Source organism: Salmonella bongori NCTC 12419 (assembly GCF_000252995.1).
Lineage (GTDB): Bacteria > Pseudomonadota > Gammaproteobacteria > Enterobacterales > Enterobacteriaceae > Salmonella > Salmonella bongori.
The window spans coordinates 4,416,350-4,440,905 of the sequence record NC_015761.1 but is presented as its reverse complement, the minus strand read 5'-3'; the positions used below and the strand labels follow the sequence as shown (position 1 = coordinate 4,440,905).

Annotated in this window: 24 protein-coding genes and 3 tRNA genes; 10 read left to right on the top strand and 17 right to left on the bottom strand. The window is 52.8% G+C overall.

Annotated features, from left to right (window positions below; translation table 11 throughout):
- Positions 1-104: 104 nt before the first annotated feature.
- From nadR to serB, 3 genes are all read right to left on the bottom strand, one after another.
- Positions 105-1,334 carry a multifunctional transcriptional regulator/nicotinamide-nucleotide adenylyltransferase/ribosylnicotinamide kinase NadR gene (gene nadR, locus SBG_RS20905; RefSeq protein ID WP_000007174.1) on the bottom strand — a complete coding sequence of 410 codons (1,230 nt, stop codon included), beginning with the start codon at positions 1,332-1,334 and terminating at the stop codon, positions 105-107.
- Between the two features lie 310 nt (positions 1,335-1,644).
- Complete coding sequence (gene radA, locus SBG_RS20900; RefSeq protein ID WP_001029689.1) at positions 1,645-3,027, bottom strand: DNA repair protein RadA; 1,383 nt, start codon at positions 3,025-3,027, stop codon at positions 1,645-1,647.
- 121 nt (positions 3,028-3,148) lie between these two features.
- On the bottom strand, positions 3,149-4,117 hold the full coding sequence (gene serB / locus SBG_RS20895) for a phosphoserine phosphatase (RefSeq protein WP_001132989.1): 969 nt from the start codon (positions 4,115-4,117) through the stop codon (positions 3,149-3,151).
- 116 nt (positions 4,118-4,233) lie between these two features.
- On the opposite strand from serB, the gene SBG_RS20890 reads away from it, so the two are divergent.
- A complete protein-coding gene (locus SBG_RS20890) occupies positions 4,234-4,878 on the top strand; it encodes a YtjB family periplasmic protein (RefSeq protein ID WP_000090063.1) in 645 nt (214 codons plus the stop codon).
- A gap of 32 nt (positions 4,879-4,910) precedes the next feature.
- The gene (lplA, locus tag SBG_RS20885; protein WP_000209745.1) at positions 4,911-5,927 is read left to right on the top strand and encodes a lipoate--protein ligase LplA; all 1,017 of its coding nucleotides are present in this window, start codon (positions 4,911-4,913) and stop codon (positions 5,925-5,927) included.
- An 84-nt stretch (positions 5,928-6,011) separates the two neighbouring features.
- On the opposite strand, the gene SBG_RS20880 is transcribed toward lplA, so the two are convergent.
- From SBG_RS20880 to deoC, 5 genes are all read right to left on the bottom strand, one after another.
- Positions 6,012-6,503, bottom strand: a complete 492-nt coding sequence (locus SBG_RS20880; RefSeq protein ID WP_000073960.1) for an REP-associated tyrosine transposase — start codon at positions 6,501-6,503, stop codon at positions 6,012-6,014.
- Positions 6,504-6,710: 207 nt separating this feature from the next.
- A complete protein-coding gene (gene deoD, locus SBG_RS20875; protein ID WP_000224867.1) occupies positions 6,711-7,430 on the bottom strand; it encodes a purine-nucleoside phosphorylase in 720 nt (239 codons plus the stop codon).
- Between the two features lie 201 nt (positions 7,431-7,631).
- Positions 7,632-8,855 (bottom strand): phosphopentomutase, encoded by a 1,224-nt coding sequence (gene deoB, locus SBG_RS20870; RefSeq protein ID WP_000816449.1) that lies wholly within the window; start codon positions 8,853-8,855, stop codon positions 7,632-7,634.
- Positions 8,856-8,906: 51 nt separating this feature from the next.
- Entirely contained in the window at positions 8,907-10,229 is a 1,323-nt protein-coding gene (gene deoA / locus SBG_RS20865; RefSeq protein WP_000477834.1) for a thymidine phosphorylase, read from the bottom strand.
- Between the two features lie 158 nt (positions 10,230-10,387).
- Positions 10,388-11,167, bottom strand: coding sequence for a deoxyribose-phosphate aldolase (gene deoC / locus SBG_RS20860; RefSeq protein WP_024135189.1), 780 nt, complete (start codon positions 11,165-11,167; stop codon positions 10,388-10,390).
- Between the two features lie 259 nt (positions 11,168-11,426).
- On the opposite strand from deoC, the gene SBG_RS20855 reads away from it, so the two are divergent.
- Positions 11,427-12,977: a YjjI family glycine radical enzyme gene (locus SBG_RS20855; RefSeq protein WP_001143191.1), complete on the top strand. Its 1,551-nt coding sequence runs from the start codon at positions 11,427-11,429 to the stop codon at positions 12,975-12,977.
- Complete coding sequence (locus tag SBG_RS20850) at positions 12,949-13,812, top strand: YjjW family glycine radical enzyme activase (protein WP_001064955.1); 864 nt, start codon at positions 12,949-12,951, stop codon at positions 13,810-13,812. The genes SBG_RS20855 and SBG_RS20850 overlap by 29 nt, the downstream gene beginning before the upstream one ends.
- A 32-nt stretch (positions 13,813-13,844) precedes the next feature.
- Here the strand turns inward: SBG_RS20850 and SBG_RS20845 are convergent, their stop codons facing one another.
- The 8 genes from SBG_RS20845 to SBG_RS20810 form a co-directional block, all read right to left on the bottom strand.
- Positions 13,845-14,618 (bottom strand): metal-dependent hydrolase, encoded by a 774-nt coding sequence (locus SBG_RS20845; RefSeq protein ID WP_000119024.1) that lies wholly within the window; start codon positions 14,616-14,618, stop codon positions 13,845-13,847.
- Positions 14,615-15,688, bottom strand: a complete 1,074-nt coding sequence (locus tag SBG_RS20840; protein WP_000531531.1) for a patatin-like phospholipase family protein — start codon at positions 15,686-15,688, stop codon at positions 14,615-14,617. Before SBG_RS20840 ends, SBG_RS20845 begins: the two co-directional genes overlap by 4 nt.
- A gap of 122 nt (positions 15,689-15,810) precedes the next feature.
- Positions 15,811-15,972 (bottom strand): DUF1328 domain-containing protein, encoded by a 162-nt coding sequence (locus tag SBG_RS20835; protein WP_000490276.1) that lies wholly within the window; start codon positions 15,970-15,972, stop codon positions 15,811-15,813.
- 128 nt (positions 15,973-16,100) lie between these two features.
- A complete protein-coding gene (gene osmY, locus SBG_RS20830) occupies positions 16,101-16,718 on the bottom strand; it encodes a molecular chaperone OsmY (RefSeq protein WP_000214115.1) in 618 nt (205 codons plus the stop codon).
- Positions 16,719-17,119: 401 nt separating this feature from the next.
- Positions 17,120-18,709 carry a peptide chain release factor 3 gene (gene prfC, locus SBG_RS20825; RefSeq protein WP_000175970.1) on the bottom strand — a complete coding sequence of 530 codons (1,590 nt, stop codon included), beginning with the start codon at positions 18,707-18,709 and terminating at the stop codon, positions 17,120-17,122.
- A 90-nt stretch (positions 18,710-18,799) separates the two neighbouring features.
- Positions 18,800-19,477, bottom strand: coding sequence for a pyrimidine 5'-nucleotidase (yjjG, locus tag SBG_RS20820; RefSeq protein ID WP_020846077.1), 678 nt, complete (start codon positions 19,475-19,477; stop codon positions 18,800-18,802).
- Positions 19,478-19,499: 22 nt separating this feature from the next.
- On the bottom strand, positions 19,500-19,946 hold the full coding sequence (gene rimI / locus SBG_RS20815; RefSeq protein WP_001092430.1) for a ribosomal protein S18-alanine N-acetyltransferase: 447 nt from the start codon (positions 19,944-19,946) through the stop codon (positions 19,500-19,502).
- Complete coding sequence (locus tag SBG_RS20810; protein ID WP_000204033.1) at positions 19,915-20,328, bottom strand: DNA polymerase III subunit psi; 414 nt, start codon at positions 20,326-20,328, stop codon at positions 19,915-19,917. Before SBG_RS20810 ends, rimI begins: the two co-directional genes overlap by 32 nt.
- A 102-nt stretch (positions 20,329-20,430) precedes the next feature.
- Here SBG_RS20810 and rsmC point away from each other — a divergent pair, with 102 nt between their 5' ends.
- From rsmC to SBG_RS20790, 4 genes are all read left to right on the top strand, one after another.
- Positions 20,431-21,459 (top strand): 16S rRNA (guanine(1207)-N(2))-methyltransferase RsmC, encoded by a 1,029-nt coding sequence (rsmC, locus tag SBG_RS20805; RefSeq protein WP_001272269.1) that lies wholly within the window; start codon positions 20,431-20,433, stop codon positions 21,457-21,459.
- A 211-nt stretch (positions 21,460-21,670) separates the two neighbouring features.
- A tRNA-Leu gene (locus tag SBG_RS20800) sits at positions 21,671-21,757 on the top strand.
- A 27-nt stretch (positions 21,758-21,784) separates the two neighbouring features.
- Positions 21,785-21,871 (top strand) — tRNA-Leu (locus SBG_RS20795).
- Positions 21,872-21,902: 31 nt separating this feature from the next.
- Positions 21,903-21,989 (top strand) — tRNA-Leu (locus SBG_RS20790).
- Positions 21,990-22,022: 33 nt separating this feature from the next.
- On the opposite strand, the gene SBG_RS20785 is transcribed toward SBG_RS20790, so the two are convergent.
- A complete protein-coding gene (locus SBG_RS20785) occupies positions 22,023-22,259 on the bottom strand; it encodes a DUF1435 domain-containing protein (protein WP_079775217.1) in 237 nt (78 codons plus the stop codon).
- A 251-nt stretch (positions 22,260-22,510) separates the two neighbouring features.
- Between SBG_RS20785 and SBG_RS20780 the strand changes: the two genes are divergently transcribed.
- Together SBG_RS20780 and fhuF are read left to right on the top strand one after the other, a co-directional pair.
- Entirely contained in the window at positions 22,511-23,575 is a 1,065-nt protein-coding gene (locus SBG_RS20780; RefSeq protein ID WP_000211199.1) for a GGDEF domain-containing protein, read from the top strand.
- Between the two features lie 120 nt (positions 23,576-23,695).
- Complete coding sequence (gene fhuF / locus SBG_RS20775) at positions 23,696-24,484, top strand: siderophore-iron reductase FhuF (protein WP_000331547.1); 789 nt, start codon at positions 23,696-23,698, stop codon at positions 24,482-24,484.
- Positions 24,485-24,556 lie beyond the last annotated feature (72 nt).

Genomic DNA, 24,556 nt, shown 5'->3' with positions numbered 1-24,556 from the left:
GCCTCCGGACATATGCTACGTTCACCACATGCCCGATGGCGCAAGCGCCATCGGGCATGTCGCTGGCCGGATAAGGCGTTTACGCCACCCTCAGGCAAAAAAGGTTATCCCTGCTCACCCATCATCTCTTTCACTAACTCCACGCAGCGCAAAAATCGGCCATCATAATCGGCTTCTTTAACGTGAACGAAATCGATATGGTTTTCCCGCAGCATGTCTACTAACAATGTCTGGAACGCTTTGCGATCCACTGAACTGCCGAGGCTGCGTAGCCCATCAGCAACCCACGGCGTATTATTCTCCAACAGGATCACCAGATCGAAGCGATATTCATCAATCAACGCCTGGACAAACGGATGTTCGCGCCCTTCATATTTTTTGCAAAAGGCCTGGGTGGTGACAAAATCGGTGTCGATAAACGCTACCTTATTGGCATATTTAACAGCAAAATCAATATATTGTGCATGGCCTAACGCGATTTTGTCATAGTCAGAATACTGTAGCGCCATTTCATCGCCGCCCAGATGTGAAAAGACATAGTCGCGGCCATATTCCCAGGCGCTGGTGGTATTAAAAATATTGGCGAGCTTATTGACCAGCGTAGACTTGCCGCTTGATTCCCCACCCAGAATGGCGACGGTACGCACGAAGAACGGCTTCACCTCGGTGGGGATATATTCCCAGTAACGGAACGGGTTTTCACGAATTTGCGCCCCGCTGATACTCATAAAGGTACGCTTAGGATCGACCAGTACCGTCTCTATCCCCAGATGCTCCAGATACTGCGGCGCATCGGCTTCCTCGGAGGTGTAGATCCAATTCGGCTGAATCCCCTTCTCTTCCATAAAGGCTTTAATGCCGTTACTCCAGACGTCCCAGCCGTGGGGGTATGGTTCCATTCCTTCTTCATTAAAGGCGTGGATACGAATATTTTTTTGGTATTTGAAGGTTTGTAGCAGCCAGCGCAGGCGATCGGGCACCGTCGGTTGCTGGGACATGGCGCTGGCCTCGAACAAAGCGCGGTCGCGTGTGTCGTCATAGCCCATAATGATGTGCAGCTCATCTACCTGGCTGCAGGCGCGCTGAATCAAATAGATATGTCCGGTATGCAACGGATAAAATTTGCCAAACACCACGCCGATGTTTTTCTCGATACGCGGGAATTCCAGCCCCAAAAAGCGATGCAAAGCTTCCAGCTTTTGCGCGCTGGGGCTTTTGATTTTAGCATTCAGCAGCTGGCTTAAATATCCCTTGGTCATGCCACTGGCATCCGCCACCTGTTGCAGGGTACAGCCCTTTTGCTTAATGGCGGTTTTCAGATAATCAAATGACACAAGCGCCTCCTGCTTAATAAAATGTAAGCCGGACGTCGCCGCCCGGCACTTTCACCGCGCGCAGCCTGATGACGCTACGCTTATCAGGCCTACAGGGTGAAACAAATAATTACCCTATGGATTTCTGTTGGCAGGAAAGCGGCAAGTGAGTGACAAATTCGTCAGGAACGAATTTGACCAGCCGAAGACTGGCCTCTGGTGAGGGACATGGATGTCCCTCATTTCATCCCGAATCACTTAGTAAACTAAGTGATTCGGGTGAACGAACGCAGCCAACACACCTGCCGACAGAAAGACGACGGGTAATGAATTATAAGTCGTCAAACACGCTTAGTGCATCCGCGAGCTTTTTCACGCCGAAAACCTGCATGCCTTCCGGCGGCTTTTTCGGCACGTTAGCGGCGGGCACTATCGCCCGGCGAAAACCGTGTTTGGCCGCTTCGGAAATGCGCTCCTGGCCACTCGGCACCGGGCGAATTTCACCGGCCAGCCCCACCTCGCCAAACACCACCAAATCCTGCGGTAATGGCCTGTCGCGCAGGCTGGAAACCATCGCCAGTAACAACGCTAAATCAGCGCTGGTCTCGGTCACTTTCACCCCGCCGACCACATTGACGAAGACGTCCTGATCTGCCATTTGTAACCCGCCGTGACGGTGGAGCACCGCCAGCAGGATCGCCAGACGATTTTGTTCCAGCCCGACTGCCACGCGCCTGGGGTTGGCCATCATCGAGTGATCGACCAGCGCCTGAATTTCAACTAACAGCGGGCGCGTTCCCTCCCAGACCACCATCACCGAACTACCGGAGGTGACTTCATCACCACGACTTAAAAAGATTGCGGAGGGGTTGCTCACCTCGCGCAGACCTTGTTCGGTCATGGCAAAGACGCCCAGTTCGTTCACCGCGCCAAAGCGGTTTTTATGGCTGCGTAGGGTACGGAAGCGGGAATCCGCGTCGCCGTCCAGCAGTACCGAACAGTCAATACAGTGTTCAAGAACCTTTGGCCCCGCCAGCGAACCATCTTTGGTGACATGCCCCACCATCACGATCGCCACGCCGCGCGTTTTGGCGAAACGTGTTAAATACGCCGCCGTCTCACGCACCTGCGCCACGCTGCCCGGCGAAGATTGAATATCCGCCATATGCATCACCTGGATGGAGTCAATCACCATCAGCTTCGGCTGCTCTTCTTCGGCAATCAGGCAAATCTGTTCGATACTGGTTTCGGACAGCATATTCAGGTTGCCGGTGGGCAATCCCAGACGATGAGCGCGCATCGCCACCTGTTGTAGCGACTCCTCGCCGGTGACATACAGGGTTTTCATCTGTTCGGCGAGCTTACACAGCGTTTGCAGCAGCAGAGTTGATTTCCCGGCGCCAGGATTACCGCCAATCAGAATAGCGCTGCCCGGTACTACGCCGCCGCCCAGCACCCGGTCAAACTCTTTGAAACCGGTCGAAAAACGCGGCAGTTCCTCAAGGCTAATGTCCGAAAGTTTCTGCACTTTTGCCACGCCCGCGCTGCCCGCATAACCGCTCAGCCGCTCGTTACGCGCCACCGTTGGCGATGCGGCGAGGCGCACCTCGGTTATCGTGTTCCAGGCGTGACAGGCGCTGCATTGCCCCTGCCAGCGTGGATAGTCGGCCCCGCATTCATTACATACGAAGGCGCGTTTAGGCGCTTTTGCCACGGTATACCTCTTTCGTTAACACGTTTGCCGGATGGCGACGCTAATGCGTCTTACCGGGCCTACAAAATGAACGCTTCGTCCCGTAGGCCGGATAAGGCGAGGCCGCCATCCGGCAATGTCATTATTTCTGATTCATGCTGCCGGAGAGAATGCAAAACACGCCCATGAGATCAGCATGACGAATAGTGATTTCTGTCTTTTCGTTGACTTTTGGCTTGGCATGAAAGGCAATGCCTAATCCCGCGGCTTTGATCATCGGCAGATCGTTGGCGCCGTCGCCAATCGCCACCGTCTGCGCCAGCGGAATTTCATGCTCTTGTGCCAGACGAAGTAAGGTACTGGCTTTATACTCGGCGTCCACAATATCGCCGATAACATGACCGGTAAATTTACCGTCCATGATCTCCAGTTCGTTGGCAACCGCCGCTGTCAGGCGCAACTTGTCACGCAGATACTCAGCAAAGAAGGTAAACCCTCCGGACGCGATGGCGACTTTCCAGCCGAGCGTTTCCAGTTTTAGCACCAGTTGCGTTAATCCTGGCATCAATGGCAGATCCTCGCGTACCTGGCGCAAAATATCGGCGTCTGCGCCTTTCAGCGTCGCCACGCGATGGCGCAGGCTGGCAGTAAAATCCAGTTCACCGCGCATCGCGCGTTCGGTGACTTCAGCCACTTGCTCGCCCGTACCGGCCAACTTCGCGATTTCGTCGATGCACTCAATCTGGATGGCGGTAGAGTCCATATCCATCACCAATAACCCCGGCGTGCGCAAATGCGGAATTTTGCCCAGCGGCGCAACATCCAGTTGTGCCTCATGCGCCAGCCGTGTCGCACGTGGCGTCAACGACCCTGCCAGACGAATAACCTGATAATCCTCCACACACCAGGCGGCGACAATCACCATTGCGGCGCCCAGCGTTGTCTGGTATTGGGTTAAACGCTGCTTATCCAGCCCACGGCCATACAGTAACCAACCGCTACGGCCTGCGTGGTAATCCAGAGGCATCACCTCGTCGCCGCTTAAAGAGAGAGGCAAACCCGGCCACAAAGAGACATCTTCAGGCAGGTCGCACCAGGTAATGTTAGGCATTAAAGCTCCTGTAAATCGTTCAGGCCGGTAACCGCCCCGCGGAAAATAACGCATGAGGCTACCTTGTAACCATCGCTTCTGGCAACATTAAGCCTTAAATTTTCAGCAGGTGGAATATGGCTCGCGCAAAACTGAAATTTCGGCTTCATCGTGCGGTGATTGTATTGTTTTGTCTTACACTGCTCGTCGCGCTCATGCAAGGTGCTTCCTGGTTTAGTCAAAACCATCAGCGGCAGCGCAATCCGCAACTGGAAGAACTGGCCCGCACGCTGGCCCGTCAGGTGACGCTCAATATCGCCCCGCTGATGCGCAGCGAAACGCCGGATGAAAAACGCATCAACGCTGTCCTGCGTCAACTCACGCAAGAGAGTCGCATTCTGGATGCCGGTGTCTATGATGAACAGGGCGATCTTATCACTCGCGCCGGTGAAAGCGTCAGCGTACGCGACCGACTGGCACTGGATGGCAAAAAAGCAGGTAGTTACTTTAACCAGCAAATTGTCGAGCCTATTCAGGGGAAAAACGGTCCTCTGGGTTACCTGCGCCTGACGCTGGATACTCACACGCTGCCGACCGAAGCGAAGCAGGTGGATAACACCACGAACATTCTGCGCCTGATGCTGTTGCTCTCGCTGGCGACAGGCGTTGTGCTGACACGCACCTTACTACAGGGTAAACGCACACGCTGGCAACAATCGCCCTTCCTGTTAACGGCCAGTAAGCCCGTCCCGGAAGAAGAAGAGCGTGAGAAAAAAGAGTAAATTCCCCTTGAGTAAAGGTAAGGACATCGACCATGACGACATTACGTCTGCTTATTTCTGACTCGCATGATCCCTGGTTTAACCTGGCGGTAGAAGAGTGTATCTTCCGCCAGATGCCTGCTACCCAGCGCATGCTGTTCCTGTGGCGCAACGCCGATACGGTAGTGATTGGCCGCGCGCAAAATCCGTGGAAAGAGTGTAATACTCGCCGCATGGAAGAAGATAACGTCCGTCTGGCCCGTCGGAGTAGCGGCGGCGGCGCGGTATTCCACGATCTCGGCAATACCTGCTTTACTTTTATGGCAGGAAAACCAGAATACGATAAAACCATCTCTACCGATATCGTACTTAATGCGCTGAATTCGCTGGGTGTGACTGCCGATGCCTCCGGGCGTAACGATCTGGTGGTGAAAACGGCCGAAGGCGATCGCAAAGTGTCAGGCTCCGCTTATCGCGAAACCAAAGATCGCGGTTTTCATCACGGGACGCTGCTGCTGAACGCCGATCTCAGCCGACTGGCGAACTACCTGAATCCCGACAAAAAGAAACTGGCGGCGAAAGGCATTACCTCTGTACGCTCGCGGGTAGCTAATCTTACCGAACTGCTGCCGGGCATTACCCATGAACAGGTTTGCCAGGCAATGACGGAGGCCTTTTTCGCTCATTACGGCGAGCGCGTCGAAGCAGAGGTCATCTCGCCGGACAAAACGCCGGATCTGCCGAATTTTACCGACACCTTTGCCCGCCAGAGTAGTTGGGAGTGGAACTTCGGCCAGGCGCCTGCCTTCTCTCATTTATTAGATGAACGCTTTAGCTGGGGCGGCGTTGAACTACATTTTGATGTTGAAAAAGGCCATATCACCCGGGCGCGGGTGTTTACCGATAGCCTGAACCCGGCACCGCTGGAGGCGCTGGCGGGGCGACTGCAAGGGTGTTTATACCGCGCGGATAAACTCCAGGAAACGTGCGAAGCGCTGATAGCGACGTTTCCGGAACAGGAGAGTGAGTTGCGGGAACTGGCGAATTGGGTCGCAGGGGCCGTGCGTTAAAGAATTGCCGGATGGCAGCTACGCCTTATCCGGCCTACAAATGAGTGCTTTCTGTAGGCCGGATAAGCAACGCGCCATCCGGCATTACTGCCACTCACCAGCGTCAAGATCCCTCACATCCCCCGCCCAATCAACCGGGTAAACGCCATTGCGAACATCACGATGAAAGGTCGAAAACGGCCAATCCTGCACCCGCCTTACCCAACCGTGCTTCACGGGGTTGAAGTAGATGTAATCGACATGTCGGCGAAAATCCTTTTCGTCGCGAAGCGTGTGCTCCCAGAATCGTGGCTGCCACACTTCATGGCGCATTATCGATTTGGTAAATAACTTTTTAAGCTCCCGCCAGCGAGATGAAAAGTCACAATCGTTCTCAGGAAGCGTCCAGATGCAATGCAGATGCTCAGGCAACACGACAAAAGCATCAATTTGAAAAGGCTTCGTATTTTTCACTCGGCGAATAGCAGAGCGTAATTCCGCAATCTGGCGGACAAGTAAATCACTTTTCCGGTTTTTCAGATTAACCGTGAAAAACCAGGTTCCACCGTTAATGTAATAACGACGATAGTTCGACATTTTGTTCATTCCTTAAACAAAATCTAAACGTAACGGGTTAATAGCAAAAGGCAATGCGGAGAGGGTAATTCGGGAATGAGGCTCGCAGTATAAACAGCAGATTGCCGGATGACGGCTACGCCTTATCCAGCCTACAAGTCGATCCGGTAACAACCGCAGGCCGTTGTAGGCCCGGTAAGCAAAAAGGCCCCCGGGCACAGCACAAACTTACTCTTTATCGCCCAACAGAACGGATTCCAGCGCGATTTTGATCATGTCGTTGAAGGTCGTTTGACGCTCCGCGGCAGTAGTCTGCTCATGAGTACGGATATGGTCGGACACAGTACAGATAGTCAGCGCTTTCGCGCCAAATTCTGCCGCTACGCCGTAGATGCCCGCCGCTTCCATTTCCACCCCCAGGATGCCGTATTTCTCCATCACATCGAACATGTCGCCGTCCGGCGAGTAGAACAGGTCAGCGGAGAACAGGTTACCAACGCGTGCGTCAACGCCCAGCGCTTTCGCTGCGTCTACCGCATTACGCACCATGCCGAAATCGGCGATAGCCGCAAAGTCATGATCTTTAAAACGAATACGGTTCACCTTGGAGTCGGTGCAGGCGCCCATACCGATCACCACGTCGCGCAGTTTAACGTCCATGCGCACCGCGCCGCAGGAACCTACACGGATGATTTTCTTCACGCCGAAATCGGTGATCAGCTCTTTGGTGTAGATGGAGCAGGATGGGATCCCCATACCGTGGCCCATCACAGAGATCTTACGGCCTTTGTAAGTACCGGTAAAACCGAGCATGCCGCGAACATTGTTCACTTCACGCACGTCTTCGAGGAAAGTTTCAGCAATGTGCTTCGCACGCAGCGGGTCGCCCGGCATCAAAACAACGTCAGCGAAATCGCCCATTTCTGCGTTAATGTGTGGAGTTGCCATCTTCAGTTCCCTTTAAATTTGTTGTTATTGCCGGGTAGCGATGATGCCTCACCCGACCGACAAAACGAATTCAAAAAACAGTGAAATACCCTAAGGATTTCGCGTTGTAGGAAGGCGACGAATTCGTGAATCCCCGATTAACTATGTGACCGGGGTGAGCGAATGAAGTCAACGCATCTACAGCGCGAAAGACAACGGGTATCACAGCATATTTTTGCCGTATTCCATCGGCGACGTACCGAAGTACGTCGCTAACGTCTGGCCGATATCGGCAAACGTTTCACGGTGCCCCAGCGAGCCCGGTTTCACTTTCGGGCCATAGATCAGCACCGGAATATGCTCACGGGTGTGGTCAGTACCGGTCCAGGTCGGGTCGCAGCCGTGGTCGGCGGTCAGGATCAGAATGTCATCCTCTCCCACCTGTTCCATCAACTCCGGCAGACGGCGGTCAAACAGTTCCAGACCCGCTGCATAACCTGCCACATCGCGACGGTGGCCCCAGGAGGAGTCAAAATCAACAAAGTTAGTGAACACGATGGTCTTATCGCCCGCCTCTTTCATCTCTTTGAGGGTGGCGTCAAACAGCGCGTCCAGGCCGGTGGCTTTCACTTTTTTAGTGATGCCGCAGTTGGCATAGATGTCCGCAATCTTACCCACGGAAACCACATGGCCGTCTTTTTCATCAACCAATTTCTGCAGAATGGTCGGTGCTGGCGGTTCAACAGCCAGATCGTGACGGTTGCCAGTACGCTGGAAGTTACCGGCTTTATCGCCGATGAACGGACGCGCGATAACGCGACCAATGTTGTAGCCGCCTTCGGTCAGTTCTTCACGGGCGATTTCACACAGCTCATAAAGTTTGTCCAGACCAAACGTCTCTTCGTGGCAGGCAATCTGGAACACGGAATCCGCGGAGGTATAGAAAATCGGCTTACCCGTCTTCATATGCTCTTCGCCCAGTTGATCCAGAATCACGGTCCCGGAAGAGTGGCAGTTACCGAGGTAACCCGGCAGGTTGGCGCGTTTCACCAGCTTGTCCAGCAGTTCCTGCGGGAAGCTGTTTTCGTGATCGGAGAAATAGCCCCAGTCGAACAGCACCGGCACACCGGCGATTTCCCAGTGACCAGACGGCGTGTCTTTACCGGAAGAAAGCTCGTGCGCCCAGGCGTATGCGCCAATCACTTCCGCGTTGCCGTCCATACCGGCAGCAATTTTCCCGGTAGAACCTTCGTGGGCTTTCACCAACCCCAGACGAGTCAGGTTAGGCAGATTCAGCGGGCCTTTACGACCGTTGTCAGCTTCGCCTTTCGCACAGGCTTCCGCGATATGGCCGAGGGTATCCGCACCCACGTCGCCAAAACGATCCGCATCTTCAGTAGCGCCGATGCCGAATGAGTCCAGCACCATAATAAATGCACGTTTCATATCTTCTCCGTACTTAGTGCTTCAAAAATAATTGATCAGATCAGTATACAACTATTCAGTAATACGACGATAGACCGAAGGTGTGCTTGCTGGTGCTTTATCGTCAAGGATAATTGCCGCTTTAACAGCTTTCGCCGCCTCCTGCCAGCTGGCTTCGTCTTTAGCGTGGATCACCGCCAGCGGACGCTGTCCATCAATGCTGTCGCCCAGACGCGCCATATCGGTAAAGCCGACGCTGTAATCAATAGTGTCCGACGCCTGACGACGACCGCCGCCCATCGACACAACAGCCATGCCTAACGCACGGGTATCCATTGCGCTGATAAACCCTTCAGTATCAGCATATACTGCTTTGCTCAACATGGCGGTCGGCAGGTATTTATCGTAGTTCTCAACGAAATCGCTCGGCCCTTTCTGCGCGGCCACCATACGACCAAAGACTTCTGCCGCTTTACCGTTATCCAGCACCGCCTGCAATTTCGCGCGGGCTTCGGCGTCATCTTTCGCCAGATTGCCGGAGATCAGCATCTCCACACACAGGGCCATGGTGACGTCAAACAGGCGCGGATTGCGGTATTCACCGGTCAGGAACTGCACGGCTTCACGCACTTCCACCGCGTTACCGGCGCTCGAAGCCAGCACCTGGTTCATATCGGTTAACAACGCCGTAGTGCGAACTCCCGCGCCGTTTGCCACGCCGACAATGGCTTCAGCAAGGGCTTCAGAAAGTTCATAGGTCGGCATAAACGCGCCGCTGCCGACTTTTACGTCCATCACCAGCGCATCCAGCCCTTCGGCCAGTTTTTTGGCGAGGATGGAGCCGGTAATCAGCGGGATAGAGTCCACCGTCGCGGTAATATCACGGGTGGCGTAAAAACGTTTATCTGCCGGTGCAAGCGAACTGGTTTGCCCAATAATCGCCACACCTACGTCTTTAATAATTTCGCGGAAACGGTTGTCGTCCGGGAAGATATCAAACCCCGGGATCGCCTCCAGTTTATCGAGCGTACCACCGGTGTGACCGAGGCCACGACCGGAGATCATCGGCACATAACCGCCGCAGGCGGCTACCATTGGCCCCAACATCAGAGACGTCACGTCCCCCACGCCGCCGGTCGAATGCTTATCGACAATCGGGCCATTGAGATTCAGGCTTTTCCAGTCAAGAACAGTACCGGAATCCCGCATCGCCATGGTCAGCGAAACACGCTCCGGCATGGTCATATCGTGGAAGAAAATGGTCATCGCCAGGGCGGCAATCTGTCCTTCTGAGATAGTATTGTCACGAATGCCATTGATAAAGAAACGAATTTCTTCGTCACTCAACGCATGACCATCACGCTTTTTACGAATAATTTCTTGTGCGAGAAACACGGTACCCTCCTGAGGGAAAAGAGTAGAAGGCTGGCCGTAGGCCTGATAAGCGAAGCGCCATCAAGCTTACATCGCCGGATGGCGGCTACCGCCTTATCCGGCCTACAGGCCTGGATTTGTAGGCCGGATAAGCGCAGCGCCATCCGGCAAATCAGAGCTTAGTAGCTGCTGGCGCTCTTACCGTCCCCGTGCCCCAGAGCTTTCAGCAGGCTCGCCAACAGGCTGGATGCGCCAAAGCGGTAGTGACGAGAATCTGCCCAGTCAGCGCCAAACAGTTCGTCGGCAATCGCGAGGAATTTCTGCGCGTCTTCCGCCGTACGAACACCACCTGCCGGTTTGAAACCTACGGTTTTTTCCACACCCATATCGCGGATCACTTCCATCATGATGCGGGCGCTTTCCGGGGTGGCGTTGACCGGCACTTTACCGGTAGACGTTTTGATGAAATCAGCACCTGCTTTGATTGAAATTTCGGAGGCTTTACGAATCAGCGCCTCTTCTTTCAGCTCACCGGTTTCAATGATCACTTTCAGTAACACATTCGCCGCGGCACACGCGTCTTTACAGGCTTTAACCAGATCAAAGCCGACCTGTTCATTACCCGCCATCAACGCACGGTACGGGAAAACCACGTCAACTTCGTCAGCGCCATAAGCGATGGCCGCGCGGGTTTCCGCCAGCGCAATATCGATATCGTCATTGCCATGCGGGAAGTTCGTCACCGTTGCAATACGGATTTCCGGCGTGCCCTGCTCTTTCAGGGTCTTACGCGCAATCGGAATAAAACGCGGATAGATACAGACAGCGGCGGTGTTGCCGACCGGGGTTTTTGCCTGATGACACAACGCTACCACTTTTTCATTCGTGTCATCATCGTTCAGAGTGGTCAGATCCATCAGTTTGAGCGCACGCAGGCTGCTTGCTTTTAAATCAGTCATGACATTCTCCAACGGCATTGCCGTATAAAATTTCACCTTGCGAGTCTGTTAGTATTCTAACATTCACTCGCGATTACACTTCGATATACATCACAGTTAATGAAAACTACATACAAATTTGCATTACTATAATGAGATCTGAATCAAGTTATTCATCCCTTCTTGCCCGTTCTCCGTATGGCAGGCGCATCAGGATCAAAGTCAGTCCGACGCCATTTTCTACAATAGCGCATCGTCCCGGCATAAAAAGGAAACGAAAATGCCAACCTCATGCGAAACTGCGCTACAACAGCGTTGCCAGCAAATTGTAACCAGCCCGGTGCTTAGCCCTGCGCAAAAACGCCATTTTCTGGCTCTGGAAGCGGAAAACGCCCTGCTTTATCCTACCCTGCCGGAAGAGGCTCGCCGTGCACTGGATGAAGGTGTCATTTGCGATATGTTTGAGGGCCATGCGCCCTTCAAGCCACGCTACGTCTTGCCCGATTACGCCCGTTTTCTGGCTAACGGTTCACAGTGGCTGGAGCTGGAAGGCGCGAAAGATCTGGATGACGCGTTATCCTTACTGACTATTTTGTATCATCATGTCCCTTCCGTGACGTCCATGCCGGTTTATCTCGGCCAGCTTGATACGCTGCTACAACCGTATGTTAGAATTCTAACACAAGATGCGATCGATATTCGAATAAAACGTTTCTGGCGTTATCTCGACAGAACCCTGCCAGACGCATTTATGCATGCCAATATTGGGCCTGCCGATACCCCCATCACACGGGCGATTTTGCGCGCCGATGCCGAATTAAAGCAGGTAGCGCCTAATCTGACGTTTATCTACGATCCAGACATCACGCCGGATACACTTCTACTGGAAGTGGCTAAAAATATTTGTGAATGCAGTAAGCCACACATTTCCAATGGCCCTGTAAATGATAAAATTTTCACAAAAGGCCAGTATGGCGTTGTCAGCTGTTATAACTCATTACCGCTTGCCGGCGGCGGCAGCACGCTGGTCCGTCTCAATCTGAAAGCCGTGGCAGAACGCAGCACGTCTGTCGATGACTTCTTTTCACGCACGCTACCGCATTACTGTCAGCAACAGATCGCCATCATTAATTCACGATGTGAATTCCTTTATGAAAAGTCACATTTCTTTGAGAATAGCTTTCTTGTACGGGAAAAGTTGATCGATCCTGCGCGTTTTGCGCCAATGTTCGGCATGTATGGGCTCGCGGAGGCCGTTAACCTGCTGTGTGACAAAGCGGGGTTGAACATCCATTACGGTAAAAATAAAACGGCAAACGATGTGGGCTACCGCATCAGCGCTCAGTTGGCGGATTTCGTCGAAAATACGCCAGTGAAGTATGGCTGGAATCAGCGGGCGCTACTTCATGCCCAATCAGGCATCAGTTCCGATATCGGTACCACGCCGGGCGCGCGTCTACCGTATGGCGACGAACCGGACCCTATTACGCATTTGCGAGCCGTTGCGCCGCATCACGCCTTTTATCATGCCGGGATCAGCGACATTCTGACGCTGGATGAAACTATCAAGCGTAATCCGCAGGCGCTGGCTCAGCTTTGTCTTGGCGCGTTTAAGGCCGGAATGCGGGAATTTACCGCCAATGTAAGCGGCAACTCTCTGGTGCGTGTCACCGGTTATATGGTGCGTCTGTCGGATCTGGAAAAATATCGTGCCGAAGGCTCACGTATGAATACCACCTGGCTGGGAGAAGAGGCGGCGCGCAATACGCATATTCTTGAAAGACAGGCTCGCGTAATAAGTCATGAACAACAGATGCGCTTTAGTCAGTAAAATTATTCCTTTTTCCTGCGTCGACGGACCCGGCAGTCGTCTGGCCCTGTTCCTACAGGGCTGTAATCTGCGCTGCAAGAATTGCCATAATCCGTGGACGATGGGACGTTGTAATAACTGCGGGGAATGTGTAACCCAGTGTCCGCACCACGCACTCAGCGTTAACGGCGGGAAAGTGGTATGGCGGCCGGACATCTGCGCGCAATGCGACACTTGTCTGCAAATGTGCCCACAGCAGGCAACGCCAATGGCGCAGACCATGAGCATTGACGACGTGCTGCGTCATATCCGTAAAGCATCGCTGTTTATTGAAGGTATTACCGTCAGCGGCGGAGAAGCGACCACGCAATTACCATTTATTGTGGCGCTGTTTACGGCGATCAAAGCCGATCCGCAATTACAACGACTGACCTGCCTGGTGGACAGTAATGGTCAGTTAAGCGAGACAGGTTGGCAAAAACTGCTGCCGGTTTGCGACGGCGTAATGCTCGATCTGAAAGCCTGGGAGAGCGAGCGTCATCGCCGTCTGACCGGGCAGGATAACGCACGTATTAAGCACAGTATCTGCTTTCTTGCCGGGCAAGGAAAACTGGCGGAACTGCGGTTGCTGGTTATCCCAGGCCAGGTGGACTATTTGCAGAATATTGATGCACTGGCGGCATTTATTACATCACTGGGCGATGTTGTGGTACGCCTGAACGCCTTTCATGCGCATGGCGTCTATGGCGAAGCGAAAGCCTGGCCAGGCGCAACGCGGCAAGAGGTGGAGCAGCTGGCTGACAGATTACAAAAAGGCGGGGTGGCGAAGCTGATTTTGCCGGCGTTGTATTTGTAGATATCCCTTGCCGGATGGCGGCTGTAGTAACATCAGAGCCGAAACAAGGTAATGGTATTGCGATACAGCGCATCGGCTATCACGTCTGCGGGCTCCGGGCGTAATTCACAAAGTGCATCAAACACTCTCGCCGCCTGCTCCGGACGATTCGGCTGCCCCTGAAACCCCTTTAGCGGCATATCCGGCGCATCGGTCTCCAGCAACAGAGCATCCAGCGGTAGCCGCGCCATAACGTCACGTGTTTTGCTGGCGCGCGGATAGGTGATAGTCCCGCCGACGCCAATTTTATAGCCCAACTGAACAAAGCGTTCAGCCTGTTGCAGGCTACCGGCAAAACCATGTACCACGCCAGTACGCGGCAATTCCTGCCGTTTTAAGTGCATCGCCAGTTTGTCATGCGTGCGCCGCGAATGCAGAATAACCGGTAGATCGTAACGCTTTGCCAGTTGCAATTGCGCATCCAGAAATTGCTCTTGCCGGGCGAACAGTGGCTCATCGCGATAAAGATCGAGACCGATCTCGCCTACCGCCACGACGTTCTGTTGTTGCGCCAGCGCTTGTTGCAGCTTATCGGGGTCGTCATCGGCATGGCGTTCAATCACTATGGGATGCAATCCCAGGGCAGCATAAAGTGATGAGAAACGCGCTGCCAGCGCCAGCACGCGGGGAAAGTGAATCGCCTGGGTTGCCGGCACAATGATTTTTTCAACGCCTGCAGCAAAGGCGCGCTGAATGCTGGCGCTCTCATCACCTGTAAAAGGCGGGAAGTCAAAATGGCAGTGTGTATCGATAAAGCGCCAGCTCATGCCAAATCCTCATCGTTAAAGGTGGTGTCGTTTGCCTGCGGCGCGCTGCTCACCTTCGCCACATGCGCATCATTGGCCACCGGCGCCGGAGGCACCACCACAGTTTCCGGAACAGTAATCCTCGATGTATGGCGCAGCAGAGGCGGCGTGGCAGCGAGTAATTTACCGACAGTGGCAAGGAAATAGCGTCCACATAATCGCCCGGTTTTGTAATCTTCACGCAGCGCCGGAATACGGCTGCCCAGCGCCATGCTGTGCAGCGGTTTCGGTGGGTAAATTTCAATGATCCGCAGCTTACCCGGTGGTTTTTCAATAAATTGCTGGATAGCACTGTAGGTCGTTTCATGATGCTGCACCAGATTGACCAGCGGCTGCAAGCTGCTCTCTCCCAGCCAGCGCTCCATTCGTTTAAACCACTGCGGCGTGTAATACATTTGCGACGGTACGGTGCGGATCACCACAATGGTTTTTGCGCCTCGTTTTGCCGCTTCCTGCACCGGAATGGCGTCACTAATTCCGCCATCCAGATAGTTGATGCCCTCTAACGCAACGCCGGTACGATAGAAACCGGGTATCGCGCTTGAGGCGCGGATAATATCGAGCCAGTTTTGTTTGGTCGGCGAGAAATAGCCTGGCGTGTAATTATCGCCACGACAGGCGCACATATAAAAGGTTTTTCCGGTGTCGAACAGGCGCGCCGCGGTATCCATCTGTAGCGGCATCCGGGCGGCGGTAGACTCTACCAGCCAGTCAAGATCGATAAGATTTCCACCGCGTACAAATCGCAGTGGATCAAAAAATTCGCGCCTTGTGGTATAGCGCATAATCACTTTACGCCCGTAGCCGGGCTGGTTGCAGAGATACGCCGAGAGATTTTGCGCACCGGCAGAAGTGCCGAAGTAGAGATCAAAAGGATTAAATTGCGCACGCATAAACTCATCCAGCACGCCTGCGGTAAAGATGCCCCGCTGCCCTCCACCCTCGCACACCAGTGCCATACGGCCTGGCCGGAACGGGCGTAAAGATAACGGCGCAATATTACCGAGCGTAACGGGTATTCGCTGTCCCACCTCTGCCTTCCTGTTTTTTATTTTTTTCAGGAGGACAAGGTAACGCAAAACGTAGGCGGCTAAAACTGGAAAAGCCAGTCCGCTGGACTGGCTTGGTAGCAATATATCTTTACAGATGCCTGCTAGGGTCGTTTACGGCCCATAAACAGGCTGACCAGGAAGAGCACGATCCCGACGACGAAAACGATTTTCGCCGCGCCGGCAGCCGTACCAGCAAGTCCACCAAAACCCAATGCGGCGGCAATTAACGCGATAACCAGAAATATAATGCCCCAACGAAACATAAGCCTCTCCTTTACCATAGTTAATGTCGACCGCTAAATATGAGCACTCAGGCTACTCATTCGCGATATTTTTAGTGTGGTGCACATTACGTCTCCCGACAAACGCCGGGAGAGCGAATTACGACGAATTACTGAACTTTCAGATCGTTTTTAACACTTTTTACGCCATCAACGGCTTTCGCGATGCTTTCAGCGCGGTTGCTTTGTTCCTGAGTTTCAACGGTACCGGAGAGCTGTACGACGCCATCGGTCGTTTCCACTTTCACTTTACGGGAAGGGACGAGATCGTCCGCCAGCAACTTGGCTTTGACTTCACTGGTGGTGGCCGTATCACCAGCATAGCCTTTCACAGAACTTTCTTTACTGTCCCGAACGTGAAGTTTGTCGCTAACGGAGGTAACGCCTTCTACGCCTTTCGCCACTTTTACAGCAGCTTCAGCCTGCGCCTGGCTTTCTACAAAGCCGCTCAGGGTGACGACTTTGTTGTTAGTTTCGACAGAAATATCGGTGCTTTTAATGTTGTCGTGGTCCACCAGTGCGGCTTTTACTTTCGCAGTGATAGCGCTGTCATCCATGAAGTTACCGACTTTATTCATAGAGTTATCGACTTTTTGCCCCGCAGTTTCAGTTCCGTTTTGCGCCTTGTCCGTTGTTGCGTTTTCTGCAAAGGCAGAACCTGTCGCAACAGCAGAGGTCAACATTACGGCCAGCAGAGTTTTAGAAATCTTCAGTCTTGTCGTAGTCATCGATTTTGTCCTGTATAGTTTGCTCATAATTTGAGCTCAGGCAACACGAGGTTGCATTGCTGAATGCGGTGAAACTCACCGGTTTCTGAAGTCAATGACTGGCGTCACATTCGTAAATTTGTAACGACGCGTCGCCTGACACCCTTCCGTTTCAGTTATTAATATCGTGACTGAAACAAATCTCAGCTTTAAGCTCTCATATTCACGCATTGAACAGGCATTAAAGCCGACATTTATGTCATCACTTTGTTAAATATAGATCACAATTTTGAAATCGCTTGTCGTTGCGTATAAAAAACAGGCAGATCAAAGAAAAAAGGCGGGATTTAAGAACATTCCGTAAGCGGTTAAAAAGGCAGGGAAAGTACGAAGGCGCGGCGGATGCCGCGCCCGGAAAGGGATCAGTGTTCGCGCGTTTTACGGAACTGAACGTCAGGGTAGCGTTCCTGGGTCAGGTTCAGGTTAACCATCGTGGGGGCGATATAGGTGAGATTATCACCGCCATCCAGCGCCAGTTGCGTTTCATTCTTACGCTTAAACTCTTCGAATTTCTTCGCATCAGCGCTTTCAACCCAGCGCGCCGTCGCTACGTTGACAGACTCATAAATCGCTTCCACGTTATATTCGCTTTTCAGGCGAGCAACGACGACATCAAACTGCAGAACACCCACGGCGCCGACAATCAGATCGTTGTTAGAAATAGGGCGGAATACCTGAACCGCGCCTTCCTCAGAAAGCTGCACCAGTCCTTTCAGCAGCTGTTTCTGCTTGAGGGGATCTTTCAGGCGAATACGACGGAACAGTTCCGGCGCAAAATTCGGGATACCGGTAAACTTCATCATTTCACCCTGGGTGAAGGTATCACCGATCTGAATGGTGCCGTGGTTATGCAGCCCCAGAATATCGCCCGGGTATGCTTCTTCAACGTGCGAACGGTCGCCAGCCATAAAGGTCAACGCATCAGAAATCACCACGTCTTTCCCGGTACGTACCTGTCGTAGCTTCATGCCCTTCTCATACTTACCGGAAACCACGCGCATAAACGCCACGCGGTCGCGGTGTTTCGGGTCCATATTAGCCTGAATTTTAAAGACAAAACCGGTAAATTTCTCTTCCGAGGCTTCCACGGTGCGGGTGTCTGTTTTACGCGGCATCGGCGCGGGCGCCCACTCCACCAGGCCGTCCAGCATATGATCGACGCCAAAGTTACCCAGCGCGGTTCCGAAGAAGACCGGGGTGATTTCCCCCGCCAGGAACAGATCTTTATCGAACTCATTAGACGCGCCCTGTACCAGTTCCAGCTCGTCACGCAACTGCTGCGCCAGATCCTCGCCCACGGCGGCATCCAGATCCGGGTTATTCAGCCCTTTAACAATGCGCACTTCCTGAATGGTATGGCCCTTACCGGTCTGGTAGAGGTAGGTTTCGTCTTTATAAAGGTGGTACACACCTTTGAACAGCTTGCCGCAGCCAATCGGCCAGGTGATCGGCGCACAGCCGATTTTTAATTCATTCTCAACTTCATCCAACAACTCCATTGGATCGCGGATGTCACGGTCAAGTTTGTTCATAAAGGTCAGGATCGGCGTGTCGCGCAGACGGGTAACTTCCATCAGCTTGCGGGTCCGGTCCTCGACGCCTTTCGCGGCATCGATAACCATCAGGCAGCAGTCCACCGCCGTCAGGGTACGGTAGGTGTCTTCCGAGAAGTCCTCGTGCCCAGGGGTGTCCAGCAGGTTAACCAGGCAGTCATGATACGGGAACTGCATCACGGAGGTGGTAATCGAGATCCCACGCTGTTTTTCCATTTCCATCCAGTCCGATTTCGCGTGCTGGCTGGAACCACGGCCTTTAACCGTACCAGCGGTCTGAATCGCCTGTCCGAATAACAGCACCTTTTCGGTAATGGTCGTTTTACCGGCATCCGGGTGAGAAATAATGGCAAACGTGCGGCGCTTGGCCACCTCTTGCAAATAAGGAGACAACGTCATAGTCAAATCTTCTTGAGTAAGCGCAGCGTTCGGCCACGCATGTTGAATACGAAAATGCGGCTATTTTACCCATCAACAGGGGGGAGGCAATCAGTGTTTACACAGGAGTTGCTCCAGTTCGCTGAGTGACGCCACCGTCCAGGTTGGATGAATACCTGCGGGCTGCTCGCGATGATGCGCGTTGAGCCAGCAGGTCGACAGTCCGGCGTTAATGCCGCCAAGAATATCGGATTCCGCGGTATCACCAACCATTAATACGCGCGAGCGGTCAGGACTGCCCGCCTGCTCCAGGGCATAATTAAAGATCTTTGGATCGGGCTTTGCGACGCCAACCTGCTCGGAAATGACTAACAGATCAAAGTAATCGCGCAGTCCGGTTCGCTCCAGTCGAATTTGCTGCAGCGCGGTAAAACCGTTTGTAATAATACCAATTTTAGTCTTCCCACGAAGGGCATTCAGCAGCGAAACGGCGCCTGGCAGCGGGGAGCAAATCTCCGCCATCGCATTAATAAAAGCGTCGTTAAGCTGACCCGGCTGCACCTTCAGCCGCTCCGCCCAGCTTTGAAAACGCGCATGCTGCAATTGTAATGAGGTAATCGCGCCGTTCTGGTAATCCACCCACAGCGGCTTATTGACGGCCTGGTAATCCTGGAAATCCTCAGCGGTAAACGTGACGCTATAGTCAAGAAACATCCGCTGTAAGCCGGTGAATGAATCAAACGTAAACAGCGTTTCATCGGCGTCAAAGAAAATCCAGTCCCACTTCATCATTATACCTTGCCTTTATTTATTACATGCTGATGGGGAGCGCCATAATAATAGCGTCTTCGTGTCCATCGGCGGTTGGATAGTAATTGCGGCGAATCGTCGCCTCGTTAAAACCCAGACTTTCATACAGGGCGATAGCAGCAACATTTGAGGCCCGAACCTCCAGCCACAGCGTCGCGACGTCGCGTTTTTCCAGTTCATCAATCAGATGCTCAAGCAGCATACGCCCCAGCCCGCGGCGCTGAAAATCCGGATCAACGGCAATATTGAACAGCGTCGCTTCATCCAGCACCACCTGCGTAATGGCAAACGCGGCCATACTTCCATCTACCGTCAACTGATAGTTCAAATAGCGTTCGCCCTGATTGCTGGCGAACGTGCTTTCACTCCATGGAAAAGCATGGGCGCGTTTTTCAATCAGAAAAGCAGCGGGTAAATCAGTCGGATTGAGGAAAGAAATCGTGTTCATGTTCGCAGATTTGTTGCCATAATGCGGCGAGTGCCGTCGGGTTTGCCCGGAGTTCATTAAATGCCGGCGTTGTGACCTGGGCGCCTTCAAGTTGCAGCGGCGCGTCGGTTCCTAACCGCCAGCTGTTACAACGGCCACCCTGCGGCAGCATAGCGACACGCTCAGGAGTCAGTGGTAAAACCTGATCGGGACTCACGGTCAACGCGCGTAAAACATCGCGCATCAGCGGCTCGCTCAGCGCCGGTAACTCCTCTGCGACCACAACCAGACGAACGTGCGCCGGCAGGGAAATGGCAATCTCCCCCTGTAATGCGCCGGGGCGACGCAGCGACCACTGGGTAATGCCCAGTTGTTGTAACTGCCAGTCTCGTCGGGATGTCATAGCGAAACGCTCCTGTAATCAGGGCCGCAAATATAGCAAATCTGTCGAATCTGCGCCATCAAACTACTATAATCGCCGCCAGTCTGAATAAAGGAGCCCCCCATGTCTGCTTTCACCCCGGCAAGTGAAGTCTTGCTGCGCCACAGTGATGATTTCGAACAAAGCCGTATTCTGTTTGCCGGAGATTTGCAGGATGACCTGCCCGCGCGCTTTGAATGCGCCGCCAGCCGCGCACATACGCAACAGTTTCACCACTGGCAGGTTTTAAGCCGCCAGATGGGTGATAACGCCCGTTTTAGCCTGGTAGCGGAAGCCAGCGATGCGGTGGATTGCGATACGCTGATCTACTACTGGCCGAAAAACAAACCTGAAGCGCAGTTCCAGTTGATGAATATTTTGTCGCTGATGCCGATCGGTTGCGATATTTTTGTCGTGGGGGAAAACCGTAGCGGCGTGCGTAGCGCCGAGCAGATGTTAGCGGACTACGCGCCGCTGAACAAAGTGGACAGTGCGCGACGTTGCGGCCTGTATCACGGGCGTCTGGAAAAGCAGCCGCTGTTCAGTCTCGAAAAATATTGGGACGAATACAGTATCGGTGATCTGACCATTAAAACGCTGCCGGGCGTATTCAGCCGCGACGGACTGGATGTCGGCAGCCAACTGTTACTTTCTACGCTGACACCGCACACGAAAGGCAAAGTGCTGGATGTCGGCTGCGGTGCTGGCGTGCTTTCTGCGGTGCTGTCCAGCCATTCGCCGAAAGTGCGGCTTACACTATGTGACGTAAGCGCCCCGGCGGTAGAGGCCAGCCGTGCCACGCTTGCCGCCAACGGTCTTGAAGGCGAGGTGTTCGCCAGCAACGTCTTTTCGGAAGTTAAAGGCCGTTTTGACATGATCATCTCCAATCCGCCTTTTCACGACGGAATGCAAACCAGCCTTGATGCGGCACAAACGCTCATTCGCGGCGCAGTGCGCCATCTTAATAGCGGCGGTGAATTACGCATCGTGGCGAATGCTTTCCTGCCCTACCCGCAGGTGCTGGATGAAACGTTTGGCTTCCATGAGGTGATTGCGCAAACCGGGCGTTTTAAAGTATATCGCACCATCATGACACGTCAGGCGAAGAAATAACGCGCCAACGCTTATCCGCCCTACCGTGGCGGTATCGGTAGGGCAAGCGTAGCGCCATCAGGCAGTATATACGGCACAACGTATCCGGCCAGTGGCTGGCGCCCATTTTTACAGCAATCAATCTATCCCATGCAATTAACTATTGACGAATAGCTGAAAACCACTAGAATGCGCCTCCGTGGTCGTGATTCTTTTCAAGAATCGATGGTATGCGAAGGTGGCGGAATTGGTAGACGCGCTAGCTTCAGGTGTTAGTGTCCTTACGGACGTGGGGGTTCAAGTCCCCCCCCTCGCACCAAAACCACGTTGATATTGCTCGCACTGGGCGAAGGTGGCGGAATTGGTAGACGCGCTAGCTTCAGGTGTTAGTGTTCTTACGGACGTGGGGGTTCAAGTCCCCCCCCTCGCACCAACGAGGCGATATCAAAAAGTAAGATAACTGTGCGAAGGTGGCGGAATTGGTAGACGCGCTAGCTTCAGGTGTTAGTGTCCTTACGGACGTGGGGGTTCAAGTCCCCCCCCTCGCACCAATTATCTTATCCTCTCTCAGTTTGACTTCATGATCATCCCTGATTCCAGTTTATCATTGCCAGCATCATGCCCCCAATAAGCGCCGTACATGATGGCAGCAATACAAAATGCCGTAATTGCTTGTGATACAGCATCAACGCAGACAGTAGTAAGCCTGATATGATCAACAGTTTCAGCACTGCCGCTGACAGGCCGCTAAATGCCAGCCCGACGATAATAAATCCAGGTAATAATACGCCCCATCCGCTGCCTAACGTACGCTGCAACATGGTTTTACCTCTGGAATTGATAATGATAACCAATATCATATGATACATTTTCTCATTTGTCAGCCCAAGAAGCCCCCCTGGATAGATGAGTTTTACTTAACGGTTGATGACACGCATTCAGTAAGGTGATAAATTGTCCGACGGTTAACGTAAAAACAAAAAATCTCACTTTATGCGATCTTTTCTCGCACGTTATTTTCATGCTGGCGCCTGATTCTGTGTATATCACCGATAAATAACGACAATTAAACATGACAACACCATCCTGGCGATTGCTTCGTATTAAGAAGTATCAGTTTTCTTTACGTCTTTTTTTGTTCCTCAACGCCGTATCGGCGTTGTTTACCCTTATTTTTCCTCTTTATCAGATCAATGTGTTTTGCGCACCAGTAACAGGAATAGCGGTTCTGAGCATATTGCTATTGTTATGGCATGGGAAATATCAGGAAAAAAGCGTTAGTCTTCCCTTTATCTCTCTGCTCTTCGGGGCGCTATGGGCAACGCATATTGCGCTAAAGTACCCAGCGTTAGGCCATTATGATTTTTCTTTTTTAGTGATTTCACTTCTTAGCGTACTGTTTATCGGCTCAATTGCCTTTGCCGCCAATATCGTCGCGTTTACACTCTATTCACTGCCGTCAGTAGCAGTCTGTCTGTGGCTAAACGGCCATGAGCAGGGGTTACGAATAGTCTATTTGTTGGCCTTGCCGATGGTGGGAATTGCTATCCAGCATGTGATTCAGAAACGCTACGATAACTTTGCCCAGCAACTGATGTTTACGCTACTGGCCGAACGGGAAACACTCAATGGCCTGAGTATGCTTGATCCATTAACCGGCTTATATAACCGCCGTGGCCTGCAAAGCCGACTGGATACGTTACAGGCGTTGGACAGCCATAAGCATTACGTTCTGTTGTTGGATATCGATTATTTCAAAGCGTATAACGATCACTACGGTCATATGATGGGCGATCAGGCGTTAATCCGCGTCTCAGCGGCGATCCGGGACGCGGTGCGATCGCGTGATATTGTCTGCCGTTTTGGTGGTGAAGAGTTTCTGGTGTTGCTGACCGCAGCGGAACCACAGCAAGCCTGCGCTACCGCAGAACATATCCGCCAGAAAGTATACGATCTTAAAATCCCGCATATGTTTAACGAAAATGTCGCGACCAATGTCACCGTCAGTATCGGCATCGCGCCTTTGGCGGATCGGAGTATCGGGGATGCAATCGAAAAAGCGGATAAAGCACTTTACGAAGCCAAGCATCTTGGACGTAACCATATTCTGGTCAGCGACGACCTGCGTGCAGTGTGAATTGCGTTGGTATTATCGTGCTACGCCAACCACGTTAACCATAAACCGCTTGCCATCGTTTATCTCTATCGATAGGATTAGCAATCATTATCATTTAGATTAACATCATTAAATTGCGCTATGGCCTACCGTTCCGCACCGATTGCTGACGATATTATCTGGCGAGCCGCCGTCCAACCGGAAGACGCCTCGCTGGCCGAAGCGGTGCGCGCAACGATCGCCAATACCCGTGAGCACTTGTTGGATTTCATCCGGCTGGATGAAACACCGCCGCCTGCTGCCATGACGCTTGCACAGTGGACACGCCCCGCGACCTTCCGTTCATTATTGGCCACCTATTCCGATCATATCTATCGGAACAAGCCTGGCCTTCCACGTGAAAATAAACCATTACTCTCTCTGTGGGCGCAATGGTATATCGGGCTGATGACGCCGCCGTTGATGCTGGCATTATTGACGCAAGCGCGTGCAATCAACGTGTCTGCAGAACATCTCCATGTAGAATTTCATGAAACCGGGCGCGCAGCGTGTTTCTGGCTTGAGGTTTATCAGGATAATCTGGCGACAATGCGTTCTCCGGAAGAACGGATAGAAACGTTAATCGTCTCCGCACTGCAGCCAGTGGTTCAGGCGCTGGAAGCAACCGGTGACATTAACGCTAAACTTATCTGGAGCAATACCGGTTATTTGATCAGCTGGTATCTGACGGAGATGAAGCCCCTGCTTGGCGAAGCCCTGGTTACAGCGTTACGCCAGCGCTGTTTTTTTGAAAAACAGCTGTCCGGCGGACAGGATAACCCGCTATGGCGTACCGTCGTAATGCGCGATGGTCTTCTGGTACGCAGGACCTGTTGCCAGCGTTACCGCTTACCTGACGTCCAGCAGTGCGGCGACTGTACACTGAAGTAAACCGCATTACTCTACCCTCAACGATCGCGGCTATTCCTGCCACCGATTATTGTTGCTGACCTGTAACACTAT

What these genes read in the sequence shown, in the direction of transcription:
- serB (WP_001132989.1), bottom strand. Translation starts at nt 4,117, where the DNA reads ATGCCTAACATTACCTGGTGCGACCTGCCTGAAGATGTCTCTTTGTGG.
- SBG_RS20890 (WP_000090063.1), top strand. Translation starts at nt 4,234, where the DNA reads ATGGCTCGCGCAAAACTGAAATTTCGGCTTCATCGTGCGGTGATTGTA.
- lplA (WP_000209745.1), top strand. Translation starts at nt 4,911, where the DNA reads ATGACGACATTACGTCTGCTTATTTCTGACTCGCATGATCCCTGGTTT.
- SBG_RS20880 (WP_000073960.1), bottom strand. Translation starts at nt 6,503, where the DNA reads ATGTCGAACTATCGTCGTTATTACATTAACGGTGGAACCTGGTTTTTC.
- deoD (WP_000224867.1), bottom strand. Translation starts at nt 7,430, where the DNA reads ATGGCAACTCCACACATTAACGCAGAAATGGGCGATTTCGCTGACGTT.
- deoB (WP_000816449.1), bottom strand. Translation starts at nt 8,855, where the DNA reads ATGAAACGTGCATTTATTATGGTGCTGGACTCATTCGGCATCGGCGCT.
- deoC (WP_024135189.1), bottom strand. Translation starts at nt 11,167, where the DNA reads ATGACTGATTTAAAAGCAAGCAGCCTGCGTGCGCTCAAACTGATGGAT.
- SBG_RS20855 (WP_001143191.1), top strand. Translation starts at nt 11,427, where the DNA reads ATGCCAACCTCATGCGAAACTGCGCTACAACAGCGTTGCCAGCAAATT.
- SBG_RS20850 (WP_001064955.1), top strand. Translation starts at nt 12,949, where the DNA reads ATGAACAACAGATGCGCTTTAGTCAGTAAAATTATTCCTTTTTCCTGC.
- SBG_RS20845 (WP_000119024.1), bottom strand. Translation starts at nt 14,618, where the DNA reads ATGAGCTGGCGCTTTATCGATACACACTGCCATTTTGACTTCCCGCCT.
- SBG_RS20835 (WP_000490276.1), bottom strand. Translation starts at nt 15,972, where the DNA reads ATGTTTCGTTGGGGCATTATATTTCTGGTTATCGCGTTAATTGCCGCC.
- osmY (WP_000214115.1), bottom strand. Translation starts at nt 16,718, where the DNA reads ATGACTACGACAAGACTGAAGATTTCTAAAACTCTGCTGGCCGTAATG.
- prfC (WP_000175970.1), bottom strand. Translation starts at nt 18,709, where the DNA reads ATGACGTTGTCTCCTTATTTGCAAGAGGTGGCCAAGCGCCGCACGTTT.
- yjjG (WP_020846077.1), bottom strand. Translation starts at nt 19,477, where the DNA reads ATGAAGTGGGACTGGATTTTCTTTGACGCCGATGAAACGCTGTTTACG.
- rimI (WP_001092430.1), bottom strand. Translation starts at nt 19,946, where the DNA reads ATGAACACGATTTCTTTCCTCAATCCGACTGATTTACCCGCTGCTTTT.
- SBG_RS20810 (WP_000204033.1), bottom strand. Translation starts at nt 20,328, where the DNA reads ATGACATCCCGACGAGACTGGCAGTTACAACAACTGGGCATTACCCAG.
- rsmC (WP_001272269.1), top strand. Translation starts at nt 20,431, where the DNA reads ATGTCTGCTTTCACCCCGGCAAGTGAAGTCTTGCTGCGCCACAGTGAT.
- SBG_RS20785 (WP_079775217.1), bottom strand. Translation starts at nt 22,259, where the DNA reads ATGTTGCAGCGTACGTTAGGCAGCGGATGGGGCGTATTATTACCTGGA.
- SBG_RS20780 (WP_000211199.1), top strand. Translation starts at nt 22,511, where the DNA reads ATGACAACACCATCCTGGCGATTGCTTCGTATTAAGAAGTATCAGTTT.
- fhuF (WP_000331547.1), top strand. Translation starts at nt 23,696, where the DNA reads ATGGCCTACCGTTCCGCACCGATTGCTGACGATATTATCTGGCGAGCC.